The sequence below is a fragment of the Stenotrophomonas sp. a6 genome, assembly GCF_030913325.1.
GTDB lineage: Bacteria > Pseudomonadota > Gammaproteobacteria > Xanthomonadales > Xanthomonadaceae > Stenotrophomonas > Stenotrophomonas maltophilia.
On the sequence record NZ_CP133161.1, the window covers coordinates 3,366,507 to 3,382,881 of the forward strand.

Annotated in this window: 18 protein-coding genes; 4 read left to right on the forward strand and 14 right to left on the reverse strand. The window is 66.4% G+C overall.

All coding sequences use genetic code 11. The annotated features are described in order from the left end of the window. Positions 1-13: 13 nt before the first annotated feature. The 3 genes from Q9Q79_RS15540 to Q9Q79_RS15550 all read right to left on the reverse strand — a co-directional run bounded on the left by Q9Q79_RS15540 (position 14) and on the right by Q9Q79_RS15550 (position 2,688). Positions 14-361 (reverse strand): DUF1304 domain-containing protein, encoded by a 348-nt coding sequence (locus tag Q9Q79_RS15540; protein ID WP_201862162.1) that lies wholly within the window; start codon positions 359-361, stop codon positions 14-16. A gap of 34 nt (positions 362-395) precedes the next feature. Further along, entirely contained in the window at positions 396-1,319 is a 924-nt protein-coding gene (locus Q9Q79_RS15545) for a hypothetical protein (RefSeq protein WP_201862164.1), read from the reverse strand. Between the two features lie 79 nt (positions 1,320-1,398). Continuing rightward, positions 1,399-2,688 (reverse strand): MFS transporter, encoded by a 1,290-nt coding sequence (locus tag Q9Q79_RS15550; protein WP_180856231.1) that lies wholly within the window; start codon positions 2,686-2,688, stop codon positions 1,399-1,401. 324 nt (positions 2,689-3,012) lie between these two features. Here Q9Q79_RS15550 and Q9Q79_RS15555 point away from each other — a divergent pair, with 324 nt between their 5' ends. After that, the gene (locus Q9Q79_RS15555) at positions 3,013-4,413 is read left to right on the forward strand and encodes a serine hydrolase domain-containing protein (RefSeq protein WP_005410697.1); all 1,401 of its coding nucleotides are present in this window, start codon (positions 3,013-3,015) and stop codon (positions 4,411-4,413) included. Positions 4,414-4,512: 99 nt separating this feature from the next. On the opposite strand, the gene Q9Q79_RS15560 is transcribed toward Q9Q79_RS15555, so the two are convergent. After that, a complete protein-coding gene (locus tag Q9Q79_RS15560) occupies positions 4,513-5,271 on the reverse strand; it encodes an SDR family oxidoreductase (RefSeq protein WP_076739152.1) in 759 nt (252 codons plus the stop codon). A 114-nt stretch (positions 5,272-5,385) separates the two neighbouring features. On the opposite strand from Q9Q79_RS15560, the gene Q9Q79_RS15565 reads away from it, so the two are divergent. Further along, entirely contained in the window at positions 5,386-6,279 is an 894-nt protein-coding gene (locus tag Q9Q79_RS15565; RefSeq protein WP_005414244.1) for a LysR substrate-binding domain-containing protein, read from the forward strand. Positions 6,280-6,398: 119 nt separating this feature from the next. Here the strand turns inward: Q9Q79_RS15565 and Q9Q79_RS15570 are convergent, their stop codons facing one another. The 10 genes from Q9Q79_RS15570 to nudE all read right to left on the reverse strand — a co-directional run bounded on the left by Q9Q79_RS15570 (position 6,399) and on the right by nudE (position 14,085). Continuing rightward, positions 6,399-7,067, reverse strand: a complete 669-nt coding sequence (locus Q9Q79_RS15570; RefSeq protein ID WP_012481035.1) for a hypothetical protein — start codon at positions 7,065-7,067, stop codon at positions 6,399-6,401. 612 nt (positions 7,068-7,679) lie between these two features. Then, positions 7,680-8,075 (reverse strand): glycine cleavage system protein GcvH, encoded by a 396-nt coding sequence (gcvH, locus tag Q9Q79_RS15575; protein ID WP_005410701.1) that lies wholly within the window; start codon positions 8,073-8,075, stop codon positions 7,680-7,682. A gap of 93 nt (positions 8,076-8,168) precedes the next feature. Then, complete coding sequence (gene gcvT / locus Q9Q79_RS15580) at positions 8,169-9,281, reverse strand: glycine cleavage system aminomethyltransferase GcvT (protein WP_024958146.1); 1,113 nt, start codon at positions 9,279-9,281, stop codon at positions 8,169-8,171. Between the two features lie 356 nt (positions 9,282-9,637). Next, a complete protein-coding gene (locus Q9Q79_RS15585) occupies positions 9,638-10,087 on the reverse strand; it encodes an NfeD family protein (RefSeq protein ID WP_099530157.1) in 450 nt (149 codons plus the stop codon). A 1-nt stretch (position 10,088) separates the two neighbouring features. After that, positions 10,089-11,048 carry an SPFH domain-containing protein gene (locus Q9Q79_RS15590; protein ID WP_005410704.1) on the reverse strand — a complete coding sequence of 320 codons (960 nt, stop codon included), beginning with the start codon at positions 11,046-11,048 and terminating at the stop codon, positions 10,089-10,091. A 66-nt stretch (positions 11,049-11,114) separates the two neighbouring features. Beyond that, entirely contained in the window at positions 11,115-11,417 is a 303-nt protein-coding gene (locus tag Q9Q79_RS15595) for a DUF962 domain-containing protein (RefSeq protein WP_099530155.1), read from the reverse strand. A 125-nt stretch (positions 11,418-11,542) separates the two neighbouring features. Beyond that, positions 11,543-11,872, reverse strand: a complete 330-nt coding sequence (locus Q9Q79_RS15600; protein WP_201862166.1) for a YnfA family protein — start codon at positions 11,870-11,872, stop codon at positions 11,543-11,545. Next, positions 11,869-12,708, reverse strand: a complete 840-nt coding sequence (gene mazG / locus Q9Q79_RS15605) for a nucleoside triphosphate pyrophosphohydrolase (RefSeq protein ID WP_099523529.1) — start codon at positions 12,706-12,708, stop codon at positions 11,869-11,871. Before mazG ends, Q9Q79_RS15600 begins: the two co-directional genes overlap by 4 nt. Before the next feature lie 13 nt (positions 12,709-12,721). Beyond that, complete coding sequence (gene cysQ / locus Q9Q79_RS15610; protein ID WP_005410708.1) at positions 12,722-13,525, reverse strand: 3'(2'),5'-bisphosphate nucleotidase CysQ; 804 nt, start codon at positions 13,523-13,525, stop codon at positions 12,722-12,724. Beyond that, positions 13,522-14,085, reverse strand: coding sequence for an ADP compounds hydrolase NudE (gene nudE / locus Q9Q79_RS15615; RefSeq protein ID WP_043034491.1), 564 nt, complete (start codon positions 14,083-14,085; stop codon positions 13,522-13,524). The genes cysQ and nudE overlap by 4 nt, the downstream gene beginning before the upstream one ends. Positions 14,086-14,162: 77 nt before the next feature. Between nudE and bioA the strand changes: the two genes are divergently transcribed. Both bioA and Q9Q79_RS15625 read left to right on the forward strand, forming a co-directional pair. Beyond that, complete coding sequence (bioA, locus tag Q9Q79_RS15620; RefSeq protein WP_043034490.1) at positions 14,163-15,554, forward strand: adenosylmethionine--8-amino-7-oxononanoate transaminase; 1,392 nt, start codon at positions 14,163-14,165, stop codon at positions 15,552-15,554. Continuing rightward, positions 15,545-16,282: a 16S rRNA (uracil(1498)-N(3))-methyltransferase gene (locus Q9Q79_RS15625; RefSeq protein ID WP_005414248.1), complete on the forward strand. Its 738-nt coding sequence runs from the start codon at positions 15,545-15,547 to the stop codon at positions 16,280-16,282. The genes bioA and Q9Q79_RS15625 overlap by 10 nt, the downstream gene beginning before the upstream one ends. The last annotated feature ends 93 nt before the right edge of the window (positions 16,283-16,375 follow it).

Consider the following 16,375-nt stretch of genomic DNA (forward strand, 5'->3'; position numbering starts at 1 on the left):
GCACGCACCGACTTCAGAACGCTCGCAACACCAGCGCCAGGATCGCAGGTACCGCCTGGATCATGAAAATGCGGCGGCTCACGCTGTAGGCGCCATAGCACCCGGCCACCACCACGCAGGCCAGCGAGAACGTCACCAGCACCGGCTGATCGATCACCAGCCCCACCACGATGCACGCCGCCAGGAAGCCGTTGTAGAGGCCCTGGTTGGCCGCCAGCACTCGGGTGACCTCCGCCTTCTGTGGTGTGTTACGGAAGGTCTTCAGGCCCAGCGGGCGGGTCCACAGGAACATTTCAAGCACCAGGAAGTACAGGTGCAGCACAGCGACCAGCACGGTCAGCAACAGGGCGATCACTTGCATATCAAATCCAGCCTCCAGATGGTGATGGTGATGGTCAACGCCGCATTTCTGCACCCTTGGGCGACCAACCTCTACGCGGTGTCCCATCAGGGTACGGAAGCGCCAATGGCCCCGTCTCCACGACGGATAATGGCGAGGAGAGTTCCACACCTACTGGCTGGACCACCACCTTCCGCAGATGAACCCTTGGATGCTGCGACAACCGTTCCAGCATGTTCTCGTCAGAGCCGCGCCCTCCTGTTGCCCGCACGATCACCAACTGGATCCTGCGATAGCGACGCAGCAATTGGATGATGACATGGCAGCAATCACTGCAAGGGCGTCGCTCCGTAAAAAGATACAACACCCCCTCGATCCGCCTCCAATGGGAGAACCGGTAGAGCCGCCGAAGTGCCAGATCAAAGTAGTTGAGCAGCAGGAACTCCGAGTCGTGGTAGACCGATCGCTTGTGCGGGTACCCTGCACACTGATCGGCATGACGGAGTTGCTCCTCGCCTCCGCCAGGGCCCTGCCGCCTCTTCTGACCTCCCCTGCCGGCTCGAGACCCGCCTTTCAACCGCCCCGCGGTGAGTTGGGGAACAGCACTCAACCAGGCGTCTGGCTTCAGGTCATTGCTGCGGCGAAGGACGTTCAACTTTCCGTGTGTGGTGCGGGTAAGAACATCAAATTCCAGATCGCGTCGGGCTGCATCGACCACCCTCGCCAACGCTCGGGAGCTGGGGCCGATAACGTGCGGAAAGATGAGCCGACCGCCAAATCCACGCGCCGAGAAGTTCATCAGCCCGAGGTTGCCCTTGAGCCATCCTCCGACATCCTCCTCCTCATCAAGGGCGTTGGCGAAGAGCGTTCTCTCCAGGTTCCCATTTCGTAGCTGGCTGACCAGCTCCAGTACCGAAAACACCCATGCTTCCAACTGAGCCTCGTCCAGAACGTGGTCCTTCGCGCTCCCCTTGATCATCCCACTCTCCCCGAAACCAGACAATCAACAACCCTGCATGAGCCTATAGTTGCACGGCCTTCAAGCATCAATCGGCGCTCTATCGATCACGCGGCAGCTTCTTTTCTTCGCGCAGCACGCCGAACGCAGCCAGGGTCATGAAGCCGGCCACCAGCACGCCGCCGATGAACACCACATGCGAACCGAACAGGGTCAGCGCCTTGTGGATCCAGGTGAAGCCCAGGTCCGCGCCGCGGTACACCACCGTGTCGATCGCTGCGCCGGCCTTGTAGCGCCACTGCCGGTCCACGCGCGTGTAGATGGTCTCGCGCGCCGGCTTGGCCAGTGCGAATTCGCTGGCGCGGGTCATCACCTGCACCACCGCGACCATCAGCGGCATCGGCGAGGCCGCCAGCACCGAGAAGCCGATCAGGATCGCGAACCCGGGAATCAGCAGCGCCGGCGCGATGCCATGGCGCGACAGCAGCCAGCGGGTCAGGCCCACCTGCATCAGCAGCGCCAGCGCGTTCACCGCCAGGTCGATGCGCGAGAAGAACGCAGTACTGGCCGCCGGGTCGGTGAAGGCCGCGCGCACGATGCTGGCCTGCTGGTTGTACAGCAGCGTGCCGACGCCCACGCCGAACACCACCATCACCGCCAGCCAGCGCAGCAGCGGCTCGCGCACGATCAATTTCAGGCCATCCAGCACGCTGCCGCCCATCGGCTTCTCGCCAGACACCAGTTGCTGCTCGCGTTCGCGCAGCACCGCCCAGTGCCGCAGCCGCCAGATGCACAGCAGGCACACGACCAGGAATGCTGCGGAGACCAGCATCAGGTTGGCGATGCCCACGCGCTGCACCAGAGCGCTGGTGATCAACGGGCCGAGGAACGCGCCAACGGTACCGGCCGCACCGATGTAGCCGTAGTAGGCACGCGCCTGTGCGTTGGAGAACACGTCGGCCATGAAGCTCCAGAACACCGCCACCGCGAACAGGTTGAAGACCATCACCCAGAGGAAGAAGGCCATGCCCCGCCCTGGCACGTGACTGTCGAACAGTGCGTAGAACCCCAGCAGGGTGACGATGAAGAAGCCGTACACCACGGGAAGGAACACACGGCGTGGGAAGCGGCTGACCAGCCAGCCGTACACCGGCTGCAGCACCAGCATGATCACGAACACGCAGGAGAACAGGAACTGCAGGACGAAGTCCTTCAACGCGATGCCATGACTGGCGAACCAGGCGATCAGCACGGGCGGGAACACCGTTTCCAGGTCCGCCGAGGCGGCCATGGCTTCACGCACCGGACGCAGCACGTAGTAGCCGCTGAGCAGGCAGAAGAAGTACAGGAACGACCACCACAGCGCCGGGGACTCGCGCAGTGCCGCCATCAGCCCCTGCAGCGGGCCCTTCTCTCGTACCGCGCTCACGCGGCGTCCCTCGCCAGATGACGGCGGTTGGACAGCGGCATGGCAGGCTCCGGGGCGGTGAAGCGCGTACGTTATCCAATGCACTGCAACATCGCCAGCAGGTGGCCGTCTGAAGGCCGCAACGCGGTGTCATGACCGGGTCCGGATGACACGTTCCGATACACGCTTTCGAGGCGTCAAAATCCCAACTTTTTCAACGAGATGCGCATTCATCTTCGCTTTGTTTGTGCACAGAGGAAAAGCGGCGCTAGAATCGCCATCAGCAGTCGCGCACGGGTCCCACCGATGAAAAAGAACAGCCTGCGTCGTCCGATCCGTTCGGCGGCCACCGGTTTGCTGGGCATGTTGATGCCTGTTGCCTTGTCCACCACCGCGCAGACCCCGCCGCCGTTGCCGCCGATGCCGGCCAACATCGAGTCCGCTGCGGCCACCGCCGTTGCCCACACCCAGCCGGCGGCCTACCGTACCGGGCTGGTGCCGCAGGTGCAGGCGCCCGCCGCAGGCTTCAACGTCGCCAATATCGAATCGATGGCGCAGCAGCTCACCTACGGCGAGCGCGTGCCGGGCATGGCCGTGGCCATCGTGCAGGGCGGCCGCATCCTCAGCGCGCGCGGCTATGGCGTCACTGACGTCAACAATCCGCTGCCGGTCGATGCGCACACCGTGTTCCGCCTGGCGTCGCTGTCCAAGGCCTTCGCCGGCACCATGGCCGGCCTGCTGGTCAACGACGGCACGCTGCGCTGGGACAGCAAGGTCACCGACTATGTGCCGGGCTTCCGTCTCAACTCGCCCGAAGCCACCGACCGCCTGACCGTGGCCGATGTGCTCAGCCATCGCGTCGGCCTGCCGTACAACGCCTACGACCGCGACATCGAAGGCAACGCCGAGTACTACGCGCTGACCCAGAAGCTGGCCAACACCAGCCTGAAGTGCCTGCCGGGCGACTGCTACGCCTACCAGAACGTGGCCTTCAGCCTGATCGGCGACGTCGTCTATGCCGCCTCCGGCAGCTTCTACGAGCAGTCGGTCGAGCGCCGCATCTTCAAGCCGCTGGGCATGAACGATGCCAGCCTCGGCCTGGCCGGCATCCAGGCCAGCTCGCGCTGGGCGCGTCCGCACGTGCGCAGCCGCAACGGTTGGGTGTCGCTGACACCGAAGCCGACCTACTACCGTGTTGCCCCGGCGGCTGGCGTCAACGCCAGCGCCAGCGACATGGCGCAGTGGCTGCTGGCGCACACCGGCCATCGCCCCGATGTGCTGCCGGCACCGCTGCTGGCCACCCTGCACTCGAGCCTGATCAACACCCCCGGCGAGATGCGTTCGGGCTGGCGCCGCGAGCGCCTGCACTCGGCCGGCTACGCGCTGGGCTGGCGCACCTTCGACTACGCCGGCCACGACGTGGTGTTCCATGCCGGTGCCGTACAGGGCTACCGCGGCCTGGTCGCGCTGGTGCCGGAACGCGATCTCGGCATCGCCATCATGTGGAATGGCGAGAGCGGCCTGCCCAGCGGCCTGCTGCCGACCGTGCTCGATTCCGCGCTCGGCCTGCCGGCACAGCGCTGGCTGGATGTGGACACCGACTTCGGCAGCGACAACCTGATGGCCGAAGGTGCAAGCCCGGCGCAGCAGGACAAGCGCAAGGGCAAGGGCGCTTCCAGCAACCGCGCGGTGGCGTCGCCGCGCTGATCAGGCGGGCGCGACCGTGAGCATGAAGGGCGGCCTGCAGGCCGCCCTTTTTGTTGGCTGTTGTGGAATCGAGCCGCGCTCGACTCTACAAACGGAGGGCTAATGCGCGAAGTAGTGCATGCCGCCGTCCACCGGAATCACCGCACCGGTGATGTAACCGGCCAGCGGCGAGGCGAGGAATGCCACCAGCGGCGCCACTTCTTCCGGCTCACCGAAGCGCCCGATCGGGATGTTACTGGCGATGAACGCGCGTCGGCTTTCCTCGGTGGGATGCAGGCGGTCCAGGATCTGCGGGCTGTTGATCCGACCCGGCGCAATGGCATTCACCGTGATGCCCTGCCCGGCCACCTCCGACGACAGCCCCTTGCTCCACAGATGCAGCGCTGCTTTCGCCGCGGTGGCGGCATTCACCGAACGGGGCTCCATCGAACCGCTGAAGTTGATCACCCGCCCCCATCCCTGCGCCTGCATCGCCGGCAGCAGTGCCTGGGTCAGCCGTCGTGCGGCAGAGAAGTTCAGCGCCAATGCCTCCTCCCAGATCGAGTCGGCTGCATCGACGGTCGTTGGCCGCGAACCGCCAGCCGCGTTGACCAGGATGTCCACCCGCTGCAACGCCGCCAGCGACGCGTCAGCAATGCGTCGCACGTCCCCGGCGTCAGTGACATCGCCCAGCAGGATGATCGGCGCGGGTGCGCCCGCCGCTTCGATCCCTGCCGCCAGCGCTTGCAGCGGTGCCTGCCGCCGTGACGAGATGGCAACACGTACGCCCTGCGCGGCCAGTTGCCTGGCGACAGCGGCACCGATGCCACTGCCCGCCCCGGTGACCAGCGCTGTGCGTCCCTCAAGATTCAAATCCATCGTGTTCTCCTTTCAGCACGGCCGGTGGATCCGGCCCCTGCAGTGCATGCTGTTTGATCACCCGTGATTGATAAACTCCGCAAAAGTTTCAGCATTCAACACCCGGAGTTTCAGATGAACCTGCTGGAAAGCATGCAGGTGTACGTGCTGATCGTGGACAAGGGCAGCCTCAGCGCTGCAGCGGCAGCACTGGCCATCTCCCCGACGATGGCCGGCAAGCACCTGCGTGCGTTGGAGGCGCGGCTGGGCATGCAGTTGCTCAGTCGTACCACCCGGCGCCAGCACATGACGCCGTTCGGGGAGGACTACTACGCCCGCTGCCGGGAGATCCTGCGGCTGGTGGAGGAAACCGATGCTCAGGCCCAGTACCAGCACCTGGCACCTGCAGGCACGCTGCGCATCAGCGCGCCGGTGATCTTCGGCACGCATGCGCTGGTACCGGCGTTGGCCGATTACATGGCGCGCTACCCCGACGTGCGTGTCGACGCGGTGCTGACCGACCGCGTGGTCGACCTCGCAGAGGAGGGTTTCGAAGCAGCCCTGCGCATCGGCACGCTGGCCGACAGCAGCGTGCTGGTGGCACGTGCATTGGCACCGTATCGCTTGATGATGTGCGCCTCGCCCGGATACCTCGCCCGGCACGGTACGCCCTCCGACCTGCTGGCGCTTGCCCGGCACCAATGCCTGTCCTTCGAACCCAGCGCGCTGGCGCAGTGGCTGCAGGCCGATGCTGGCGGGCTCGGCCATGTGCCCACAGGTCGACTGCAGATCAACAACGGCGAAGCGCTGCGTACAGCGGCGCTGCATGGGCTGGGCATCGTGCTGCAATCGGCACTGCTTCTGGCCGCGGATGTCGAGGCTGGGCGGCTGGTGCAGCTGTTTCCCGAACACGGCCACGCGGGGCGGCCGATGCACGTGGTCTACGCCCACGACCGCTACCCCTCGACCCGCCTGCGCAGCTTCATCGATTTCCTGGTGGAGCGCTTTCCACCGGCGCCGCACCGCTAGCATCGACCGTCAGCAAGGCGGTCGAGCATGGCTCGACGCTACCAATGGCCCCATAAAAAAACCCCCTCCCCGCTGGGCAGCCAGGGAAGGGGTTTCAGGATGCGGCTATCGGGAAGTACTTAGATCAGCGGCGCCGGGGTTGCCGGCAGAGCGACCGGAGCGGCCTTCTTCTTGCGGGCGGCCGGCTTGCGCTTGGCAACCTTCTTCGCTGCCTTCTTCGGGGCAGCCTTCTTGGTGGCCTTCTTCGCGGTCTTCTTCACTGCCTTCTTGGCGGTCTTCTTGACGGCCTTCTTGGCAGTCGCCTTCTTCGCGACCTTCTTGGCCGGCTTGCGGGCCGTTGCCTTCTTGGCAGTCTTCTTGGTGGCCTTCTTGGCTACCTTCTTGACGGCCTTCTTCGCGGTCTTCTTGGCAGGAGACTTCTTGGCTACCTTCTTCGCCGCCTTCTTCACTGCCTTCTTCGCAGTGGCCTTCTTGGCGACCTTCTTCGCAGCCTTCTTCACTGCCTTCTTGGCGGTCGCCTTCTTCGCGACCTTCTTCACTGCCTTCTTGGCAGCGGCCTTCTTCGCGACCTTCTTCACCGCCTTCTTGGCGGCGGGCTTTTTCTTCGCAGCTTTCTTGGTTGCCATGGGATGGCTCCTCGTCAGTGATAGGGAGTTGAAACGCCCAGGTGGATCAAACCCGCGGATGCTGCGTGCGGGGACCGCCGGCGCGTCAAGCGCGCCGTTACGGATGCGGCAATGCCCGCCTCGATCGGCGGAGCGGGCATCGGAACGGGAGGTGCCTTGCATTTCTCCGGGGGAAGCGGGGCCATGTCCACCGTCATCTGGGTCGCGGTGGTCTTGAAGGGGCTGCTTCGCATCGGACGATTGATTCTGCGCACTCGGTTTGGCAGGCAAGGTCTGCTGAGGCGAAACCTAATCACGGTTTTTTTTACTGTCAACAACCCCCGCGAAAAATTTTCACATCCGCGCCATCCGCGGTGTTGCCTGCACGGTCGCGACGCTCCGCCCTCGACGACCAACAAAGCACCACGCACGCGCGTTGCCTGCAGCAACAACAACGCAAGCATTGAACAAAAACCACTTGAAATAGGCACTCTGCGCAGATGCATGCATGTTGGCGGCCGCTGCATGCACGCAACGCCGGCACCGGCCGGCGCCGGCACCAGCGCCAGCACAACGGCACCGCAACGGGGGGCGAAAAGTTTTCACATCCGGACGCGTCGGCGCGGGGCGGAAACGCGGATTTGCGCAAAACTGCGCACGCCCCTCGGTACCGTTCGCGGGTCTGCTGATGCCGCGTCGAGGGCGCGCAGCAAACCCTGCGTCATGAGCCAACGTACTCGCCAAAACAAAAACGGCCACCCGAAGGTGGCCGTTGCAGAACCCGGAAACGACGACTCAGTGGTCGTCGTTCTCCAGGGCTTCGGCGTACGCGTCCGGGTCCAGCAGCTCGTTGACCTCTTCAGCGTTGGTCAGTTCGACCACGAACATCCAACCTTCGCCGTAGGCATCTTCGTTGATGGTTTCCGGCTTGTCGGACAGGGCCGAGTTGACCTCGACAACCTTGCCGCTGATCGGGCTGTAGACGTCCGAGGCGGCCTTCACCGACTCGACGACGGCGATCTGTTCGCCGGCCTTGGCGTCGGCGCCGACTTCCGGCAGTTCGACGTAGACCAGGTCACCCAGCAGGCCCTGGGCATGGTCGGAAATACCGACGGTGACGCGGCCATTGCCTTCGACACGGGCCCACTCATGGGACTTGAGGAACTTGAGGTCGCCGGGGATCTCGCTCATGGGACTGCTCCAGAGATATGCAGGGGTGGAAAAAACGGGGCTAGTGTAACCAACCGGCCGCCACTGCTGTCAGTGACGACCGGCATGTCCGGATCAGGCGTCGGCGAGCACGCCGGGCTGGGCCTGGCCTTCGCGCACGAACGGGAACTTGACCACGCGCACCGGCACCTGCCGGCCGCGGATGTCGACGGTGACCTCGCCGAGTTCACCGGCGGGCACGCGGGCAAAAGCGATGCCCTTGGCCAGGGTCGGCGAGAAGGTGCCGGACAGGATCTCGCCCTGGCCGCCAGCGGTGGTCACCGCCTGGCCATGGCGCAGCACGCCCTTCTCGTCCATCACCAGGCCGATCATCTGGCGTGCTGTGCCGGCAGCCTTCTGCGCTTCCAGCGCGTCGCGACCGATGAAGTCGCGGCCTTCGTCCAGCGACACCGTCCAGGCCAGCGCCGCTTCGTACGGGCTGATCTCTTCGTCCATGTCCTGGCCGTACAGGTTCATGCCGGCTTCCAGGCGCAACGTGTCGCGTGCGCCGAGACCGGCCGGCTTCACGCCCGCCGCCAGCAGGCGGTTCCAGAACGCGACCACCGCGTCCTGCGGCAGCAGGATTTCGAAGCCGTCTTCGCCGGTGTAACCGGTACGGGCGACGAACAGCTCGACGCCGTCGTCGGACTGCACCTGCAGGGCGGCGAAGCGGCCCAGCTTGGTCAGCGCCTCGCGCTCGGATTCGCGGGCCAGGCCGATCACGATCGCGCGCGCCTGCGGGCCCTGCACGGCCAGGATGGCCAGGTCCGGGCGCTGCTCGACGCTGACGCCGAACGGCGCGGCCTGCTCGCGCAGCCAGGCCAGGTCCTTTTCGCGGGTGGAGGCGTTGACCACCATGCGGAAGAAATCGTCGCCCAGGTAGTAGACGATCAGGTCGTCGATGACGCCGCCGCGCGGATTCAGCATGCACGAGTACAGCGCCTTGCCCGGCACCTTCAGCTTGTCGACCGAGTTGGCCAGCAGGCGGCGCAGGAACGGCTTGACCTGGTCACCGCGCAGGTCGACCACGGTCATGTGGCTGACGTCGAACACACCCGACTCGCGACGCACCAGGTGGTGCTCGTCCAGCTGCGAGCCGTAGTGGATGGGCATGTCCCAACCCCCGAAATCGACCATCTTGGCGCCAAGGGCGCGGTGGGTATCGTTGAGCAGCGTCTTCTGGGTCATGACCGGGTCCGGCAGCAGAGGAAACAAGAATCCCCATTATCCCAGATCGGTCGCCTGCAGGTCGCGCCGCAGCGCAGCGGGGGTGTTTGGCCGGCCTGCGGCCGGCGGGCGCCTTTTACAGGCCAGGCAACGGCAACAACCAAAGCGTATCGGCTCGGTGAAGTCGACGGCTTGGCCGGAGCGGTATGGGGCGAGCGGGACACGCCGTGAACCCATCCCTGGGGGCGCTTTGCTTGCGAAGCACTGCTTCGCAAGCGCCCGAACGCGCAGCCGCCAGCGGCTGGGCCGGACCGCGGAGCGGGGTTTACGGCGTGTCCCGCGAACCCAACCCGCCCGACCCAACACATGCCAGTCGACTAACAGTCGACTCTACCTGCGGCAGACTCGACCACCAGCGTGCTGCCCTGCACCGCTACCACCCGCACCATGGCACCGGCCTGCAGTTCCGGGCCGCTGACCTGCCAGTACGCGTCGTCGATGCTGACCCGGCCCTGCCCACCAACGATACCCTGCTGCAACGGCACCACCCGTCCGACCAGTTGTTCGGCGCGGCGGTTGAGCAACGGTGCATCGCTGGGTCGCGCCCTTGCCTTGCCCCAGCGCCGGTAGCACTGGATCGAGACAACGCTCAGCACGACGAAGGCAACGACCTGCCACAGCAATGGAATGCCGCTGAACACCGCAACCAGTACGAACACCGCCGCCGCGCCAATGCCGATCCACAGCATGAACGCCCCGGGCGCCAACGCCTCGGCGGCAAACAGCAGCAGCGCCAGCGCGCCCCAACCGACGACTTCCCAGCGCATGTCAGCCTCCGAGCGGCGGCGGCCGCTTGCCGGCGGCCTTGTTGTCCTGGCTGGCCAGCGCCTGCTTCGCCAGTTCGGCCACGCCGGCGATCGAACCGATCACGCCACTGGCCTCCATCGGCATCAGCACCAGCTTCTGGTTCGGCGAACTGGCCAGCTCCTTGAACGCTTCCACGTACTTCTGCGCAACGAAGTAGTTGATCGCCTGCACGTCGCCCTCGGCAATCGCCGCCGACACCACCTTGGTCGCCATCGCTTCGGCCTCGGCCAGGCGCTCGCGCGCCTCGGCATCGCGGAACGCGGCTTCGCGACGGCCTTCGGCCTCCAGCACGGTGGCCTGCTTTTCGCCATCGGCGCGCAGGATCTCCGACTGGCGGGAACCCTCTGCCTCTAGAATCTGCGCGCGCTTCTCGCGCTCGGCCTTCATCTGCCGCGCCATCGCATCCAGCAGGTCGCGCGGCGGCTGGATGTCGCGGATCTCGATGCGGTTGACCTTCACACCCCACGGGTTGGTGGCATGGTCGACCACGCTCAGCAGCTGGGCATTGATCACCTCGCGCTGGCTGAGCGATTCATCCAGGTCCATCGAACCGATCACGGTACGGATGTTGGTCTGCACCAGGGCGATCATCGCCACTTCCAGGTTGGCCACCTCATAGGCAGCCTTGGCGGCATCCAGGACCTGGAAGAACACCACGCCGTCCACGCGCACGGCGGCGTTGTCCTTGGTGATCACTTCCTGGCTGGGTACATCCAGCACCTGCTCCATCATGTTCACCTTGCGCCCGACCCCGTACACGATCGGAATCAGGAAGTGCAGGCCGGGGGTCATGGTGTGCGTGTAGCGCCCGAAGCGCTCGACGGTCCACTCGTAGCCCTGGGGCACCATCCGTACCGCCTTGAACAGGATCACCACGGCCACGAAGGCCAGCACCACGGTAAAGAACATGGTCGGGAACATCTTGCTTTCCTTATCTATGACGTCCAGGCCCCAGCATAGCGCGTGAAGGCCGCATTCACAGCGGGGCTACCAGGGCATGCGCCCGCGCAGGATGTCGGCGAACATCACCCAGTCGCCCATGAACGAGTACAGCGGGTGCTGGAAGGTGGCCGGGCGGTTCTTCTCGAAGAAGAAATGGCCAACCCAGGCGAAGCTGTAACCGCAGAACAGGGCAGCCAGCAGCAGCACCGGCTGCCCACGCAGGATCGCTGTCGCGACCAGCAGCAGTACGCCGCAGCTGCCGATGAAGTGCAGCCGGCGCGATACCGGGTGGCGATGCTCGCTGAGGTAGAACGGATAGAACTCGCGGAAGCTGGCGAAGCGGGACATGCGCGTGCTCCGGGAACCAGGGTCGTCGCCATCATGCACCATCGCTGACCTTGTGGCGCCGAGCCATGCCCGGCTTGCGCGCGCCAGCGCGGTCGGAAGGAGGCGCAGCCACGCATGGCCCGGCGCTACCCTGATGAGGTGCGCGGGCCGAACATGATCACCGCCATGCCGGCCAGGCACAGGGCTGCACCGAACAGGTCCCAGCGGCTGGGGCGGATGCCGTCGACCAACCACAACCAGAACAGCGCGGTGCCGATGTACACGCCACCGTAGGCCGCATAGACCCGCCCACTGGCGGTCGGGTGCAGGGTCAACAGCCACGCGAACAGGGCCAGGCTGGCCGCGGCCGGCAACAACAACCAGACGCTGCCGCCCTTGCGCAGCCATACCCAGGGCAGGTAGCAGCCGACGATCTCGGCCAGCGCCGTCAGCAGGAACAGGCCCAGCGTCTTCACGCTTTTTCTGCTGCCTTGGCGTGCTGCCACAGCGCTTCCTGCGCATCCAGGTCCATCGCAGCCAGCGCCCCACCCTGCGCGTCGGCCTGCGCTTCCATCGCGCGGAAGCGGCGTTCGAACTTGTGGTTGGCCCCGCGCAGCGCCGCACCCAGGTCGATGTCGGCATGGCGCGCCAGGTTGGCGCAGACGAACAGCAGGTCGCCCAGTTCTTCCTGCAGCCGCGCCTTGTTGCCGGCGATATCGCCGCGTTCGAACTCCTCGCGCAGTTCCTGCAGTTCCTCGGCCGCCTTGTCCAGCACCGGCAACGGGCCGGGCCAGTCGAAGCCGACCTTGGCCGCACGCGACTGCAGCTTCACCGCCCGCTGCCATTCCGGCAGCCCGCGCGAAATGCCGGCCAGCGCGGAGGTGTCCTGCTCGCCCTTGGCGGCACGCTCGGCACGCTTGATCGCGTCCCAGTTGCGCGTCACGCCGTCGGCATCGTCGACGCTCACGTCGGCGAACACGTGCGGGTGGCGGCGCTGCATCTTGTCGCTGATCGCGCGTGCGACCTCGGCGAAGGCAAAGGCCCCCTGCTCTTCGGCCATGCGCGCATGGAACACCACCTGCAGCAGCAGGTCGCCCAGCTCGTCACAGAGATCGTCGAGATCGCCACGATCGATCGCATCGGCCACCTCGTAGGCTTCCTCGATGGTGTACGGCGCGATGGTTGCGAAGTTCTGCTCCAGATCCCACGGGCAGCCGCCCTGCGGGTCGCGCAGGCGCGCCATGATCGCCAGCAGGCGCTCCAGCTCGTGGGCGGCGGCGCTGCCGGTGGTGGGGGTGTCGTGCGCGCTCATGCGGCCTCCAGGGTCAGTCGGACAACCAGTCGCGCCACGGCAGGCTGGTATCACCAAGGGCAATGAAATCGCCGTTCAACAGGGTTTCGCGGCGGTTGTAGCGGAATGGCTTGCCGGTCGCCGCCGACAGCACCGCACCACCAGCCGCGTGCAGCACGCACTGGCCGGCAGCGGTATCCCATTCGGAGGTCGGGCCCAGCCGAGGGTAGACATCCAGGCCGCCTTCGGCGATCCGGCAGAACTTCAGCGACGAGCCCTGCGCGATGGTCTCGATGCGGCCCATGCGTGCCAGCAGCGCCTCGGTTTCCGGCGAACGGTGCGAGCGGCTGGCGGCGACGCGCAGCGGGGCGGTGGCCGGCGTGCGGGTGCGCAGCACGGTGTCGTGCAGGCCCTGCCGGCGATAGGCCAGCTCGCCACGCATGGCATGCCAGACGATGCCGGTCACCGGGGCCAACACCACGCCGAAGGCAGGTGCGCCCTGGTAGATCAGCGCGATGTTGACGCTGAACTCGCCATTGCGCTTGACGAACTCGCGGGTGCCGTCAAGCGGATCCACCAGCCAGTACGCGCCCCAGTGGCGGCGGTGCTCCCACGGCACCTGCGCCGATTCCTCCGACAGGATCGGCAGGTCCGGGGTCAGCTGGCGCAGGCCCAGTTCGATGACCTGGTTGGCGGCCAGGTCGGCGGCGGTGACCGGGCTGTCGTCGTCCTTGATCTGCACCTCGAAGCCATCGGCGTACACCTGCATGATGGCCTGTCCGGCTTCCTGGGCGATGGCGATGGCGGTCTCGCGCAGGTCCGTGGTCAGTTTGATCATCGCGTTCCCTGCAGCCACTGGCGAGCGATGAACAGCGCCGCCAGCGAGCGTCCCTCGGAGAAGTCCTCGCGCAGCATCAGCTGGTCCAGTTCGGCCAGCTTCCACGGCACCACCTCCAGTTCTTCCGGCTCGTCGCCGGCCAGCTTTTCCGGATACAGGTCGCGTGCCACCACCAGCCACGACTGGTGGCTCATGTAGGTGGGGGCCAGGGTCATCGCGCGCAGCACGTCGACCCGGCGTGCACCGTACCCGGCCTCTTCCTTCAGCTCGCGGTCGGCGGCCTGCCCGGGGGTTTCGCCGGCGTCGATCCGGCCCTTGACCAGGCCCAGTTCATAGCGGTGCATGCCGGCGGCGTATTCACGCACCAGCAGCACCGTCTCGTCGTCGAGCATCGGCACCACCACCACCGCACCATGGCCACGGCTGACCAGGCGTTCGAAGCGGCGGCGTTCACCGTTGGAGAACTCCAGGTCCAGGTGCTGGCGCTGGAAGGGGCCGTTCTCCTCATCGGTGATCTTATGGATGATCGGCAAGCGCCGGCCGGCACGGTCATCGTTCATGCGGAATCTCCGCGGCGGCCGGCGCCAGCGCCGGGGCCGATAGAATGTGCAGGCAGCAACATGTTCATGAGCCCGAAATGCTAGCAGACCCAACCCCCTCCCCGCTGGCCCAGCACTGGCGGCAACGCGACCTGCAGGTGCTGTGGCATCCGTGCACGCAGATGCGTGAGCACCCGCATACCCTGCCGCTGGTGCCGATCGCCCGTGGTGAAGGCGCATGGCTGATCGACCACGACGGCAACCGCTACCTGGACGCCGTCAGCAGCTGGTGGACCAATCTGTTCGGCCATGCCGAGCCGCGCATCGGCAGCGCCATCGCGGCGCAGGCCGGGCAGCTGGAACAGGTGATGCTGGCTGGCTTCGGCCATGAGCCGGCGATCACCCTGGCCGAGCGCCTGCTGGCGCTGGCGCCACGCCAGCCCGGCCGCGAGCCGCTGGCCAAGGTGTTCTACGCCGACAACGGCTCGGCCGGCGTTGAAGTCGCGCTGAAGATGGCCTTCCAGTATTTCCAGAACCGCGGCGAGCCACGGCGCACGCGCTTCATCGCGCTGGAGAACGGCTACCACGGCGAGACCCTTGGAGCGCTGGCGATGGCGGACATTCCGCTGTACCGCCGCGTCTACGCGCCGCTGCTGGCCGAAGGCCTGTTCGCGCCCTCGCCCGATGCCTACCTGGCCGAGCCGGGCCAGAGTGCGGCTGATCGCGCACGCCAGGCCGCTGATGGCCTGGCCACCCTGTTTGACCAGCATGCCGGCGAGATCTGCGCAGTGATCCTGGAACCGCGCCTGCAGTGCGCCGGCGGCATGCGCATGCATGACCCGGTGTACCTGCAGCGGGTGCGCGAACTGTGTGATGCGCACGGCGCATTCATGATCGCCGACGAGATCGCCACCGGCTTCGGCCGCACCGGCACCCTGTTCGCCTGCGAGCAGGCCGGCGTGATGCCGGACCTGATGTGCCTGTCCAAGGGCCTGACCGGCGGCTTCCTGCCGCTGGCCGCGGTGCTGGCCACGCAGGCGCTGTACGACGCCTTCCTTGATGACTCGCGCGAGCGCGCCTTCCTGCATTCGCACAGTTACACCGGCAACCCGCTGGCCTGTGCGGCTGCGCTGGCGACGCTGGACATCTTCCGCGACGACGATGTGATCGCCCGCAACCGTGGCATCGCCTCGGTGATGGGCGCGCTGGCTGCGCCATTGAGCGACCATCCGCACGTGGCCGACGTCCGCCAGGCCGGCATGGTGGTGGCCTTCGAGCTGTCGCGGGATGGCAACAAGCGCACGCCGTTCGATCCGGCGCTGCGACTGGGCCTGCACGCCTACAAGGCTGCGCTGAAACGTGGCGTGGTGCTGCGTCCGCTGGGCGACGTGCTGTACTGGATGCCACCCTACTGCGTGGATGACGAACAACTGGAGCTGCTGGCACATACCACGCTGGCGGCGATTGACGAGGCGATTGCATGCGCGTGACCCGCTGCCCCATCGACCTGGCGCTGCACAGCGGCCAGACCGTGACCCTGCCGGAAGAGACGGCCAACCATCTGGTGCGGGTGATGCGCCTGCGCGAGGGTGATACCTGCGTGCTGTTCAACGGCGATGGCCACGACTACAGCGCCACGCTGACCGCCGCCGGCAAGCGCGAGGTGCAGGTGCGCATCGATGCGGTGCAGGCGGTGGACAACGAATCGCCGCTGGCGATCACTCTGCTGCAGGGCATTGCCCGAGGCGAGAAGATGGACCTGATCCTGCAGAAGGCCACCGAGCTGGGCGTGAGCGCCATCGTTCCGGTGAATGCCGAGCGCACCGAAGTGAAGCTGGATGCCGCGCGCGCGGAGAAGCGCGTAGCGCACTGGAACAACGTGGTGACCTCGGCCTGCGGCCAGTCCGGGCGCGCGCGCATTCCGCAGGTTGGATCGCCGGTGTCACTGGCGCAGGCGGCGGCGACGCTGCCGGCCGATACGCTGCGGCTGACGCTGGACCCGCACGGTGCCCATCGACTGTCGACGCTCGACGCGGCGCCGACGGGCGGCATCGTGATCGCGATCGGCCCGGAAGGCGGCTGGTCGCCGCGCGACCGGGATCAGCTGGCAGCGGCAGGATTCCAGGGCCTGCAGCTCGGCCCGCGCATCCTGCGCACGGAGACGGCCGGCCTGGCCGCGATCGCGGCATTGCAGGCGCGGTTGGGCGACCTGGGGTGAGGTTGATTGGTGGTAGTGCCGGCCGCTGGCCGGCATCCAAGGGATCACGAGGTTGCCGGCCAGCGGCCGGCACTACCGGGAACCCGACCGGCG

Bases quoted from the DNA above. Each gene is read 5' to 3' on its own strand.
- Q9Q79_RS15540 (WP_201862162.1), bottom strand. From the start codon at position 361: ATGCAAGTGATCGCCCTGTTGCTGACCGTGCTGGTCGCTGTGCTGCAC.
- Q9Q79_RS15545 (WP_201862164.1), bottom strand. From the start codon at position 1,319: ATGATCAAGGGGAGCGCGAAGGACCACGTTCTGGACGAGGCTCAGTTG.
- Q9Q79_RS15550 (WP_180856231.1), bottom strand. From the start codon at position 2,688: ATGGCGGCACTGCGCGAGTCCCCGGCGCTGTGGTGGTCGTTCCTGTAC.
- Q9Q79_RS15555 (WP_005410697.1), top strand. From the start codon at position 3,013: ATGAAAAAGAACAGCCTGCGTCGTCCGATCCGTTCGGCGGCCACCGGT.
- Q9Q79_RS15560 (WP_076739152.1), bottom strand. From the start codon at position 5,271: ATGGATTTGAATCTTGAGGGACGCACAGCGCTGGTCACCGGGGCGGGC.
- Q9Q79_RS15565 (WP_005414244.1), top strand. From the start codon at position 5,386: ATGAACCTGCTGGAAAGCATGCAGGTGTACGTGCTGATCGTGGACAAG.
- Q9Q79_RS15570 (WP_012481035.1), bottom strand. From the start codon at position 7,067: ATGCAAGGCACCTCCCGTTCCGATGCCCGCTCCGCCGATCGAGGCGGG.
- gcvH (WP_005410701.1), bottom strand. From the start codon at position 8,075: ATGAGCGAGATCCCCGGCGACCTCAAGTTCCTCAAGTCCCATGAGTGG.
- gcvT (WP_024958146.1), bottom strand. From the start codon at position 9,281: ATGACCCAGAAGACGCTGCTCAACGATACCCACCGCGCCCTTGGCGCC.
- Q9Q79_RS15585 (WP_099530157.1), bottom strand. From the start codon at position 10,087: ATGCGCTGGGAAGTCGTCGGTTGGGGCGCGCTGGCGCTGCTGCTGTTT.
- Q9Q79_RS15590 (WP_005410704.1), bottom strand. From the start codon at position 11,048: ATGTTCCCGACCATGTTCTTTACCGTGGTGCTGGCCTTCGTGGCCGTG.
- Q9Q79_RS15595 (WP_099530155.1), bottom strand. From the start codon at position 11,417: ATGTCCCGCTTCGCCAGCTTCCGCGAGTTCTATCCGTTCTACCTCAGC.
- mazG (WP_099523529.1), bottom strand. From the start codon at position 12,708: ATGAGCGCGCACGACACCCCCACCACCGGCAGCGCCGCCGCCCACGAG.
- cysQ (WP_005410708.1), bottom strand. From the start codon at position 13,525: ATGATCAAACTGACCACGGACCTGCGCGAGACCGCCATCGCCATCGCC.
- nudE (WP_043034491.1), bottom strand. From the start codon at position 14,085: ATGAACGATGACCGTGCCGGCCGGCGCTTGCCGATCATCCATAAGATC.
- bioA (WP_043034490.1), top strand. From the start codon at position 14,163: ATGCTAGCAGACCCAACCCCCTCCCCGCTGGCCCAGCACTGGCGGCAA.
- Q9Q79_RS15625 (WP_005414248.1), top strand. From the start codon at position 15,545: ATGCGCGTGACCCGCTGCCCCATCGACCTGGCGCTGCACAGCGGCCAG.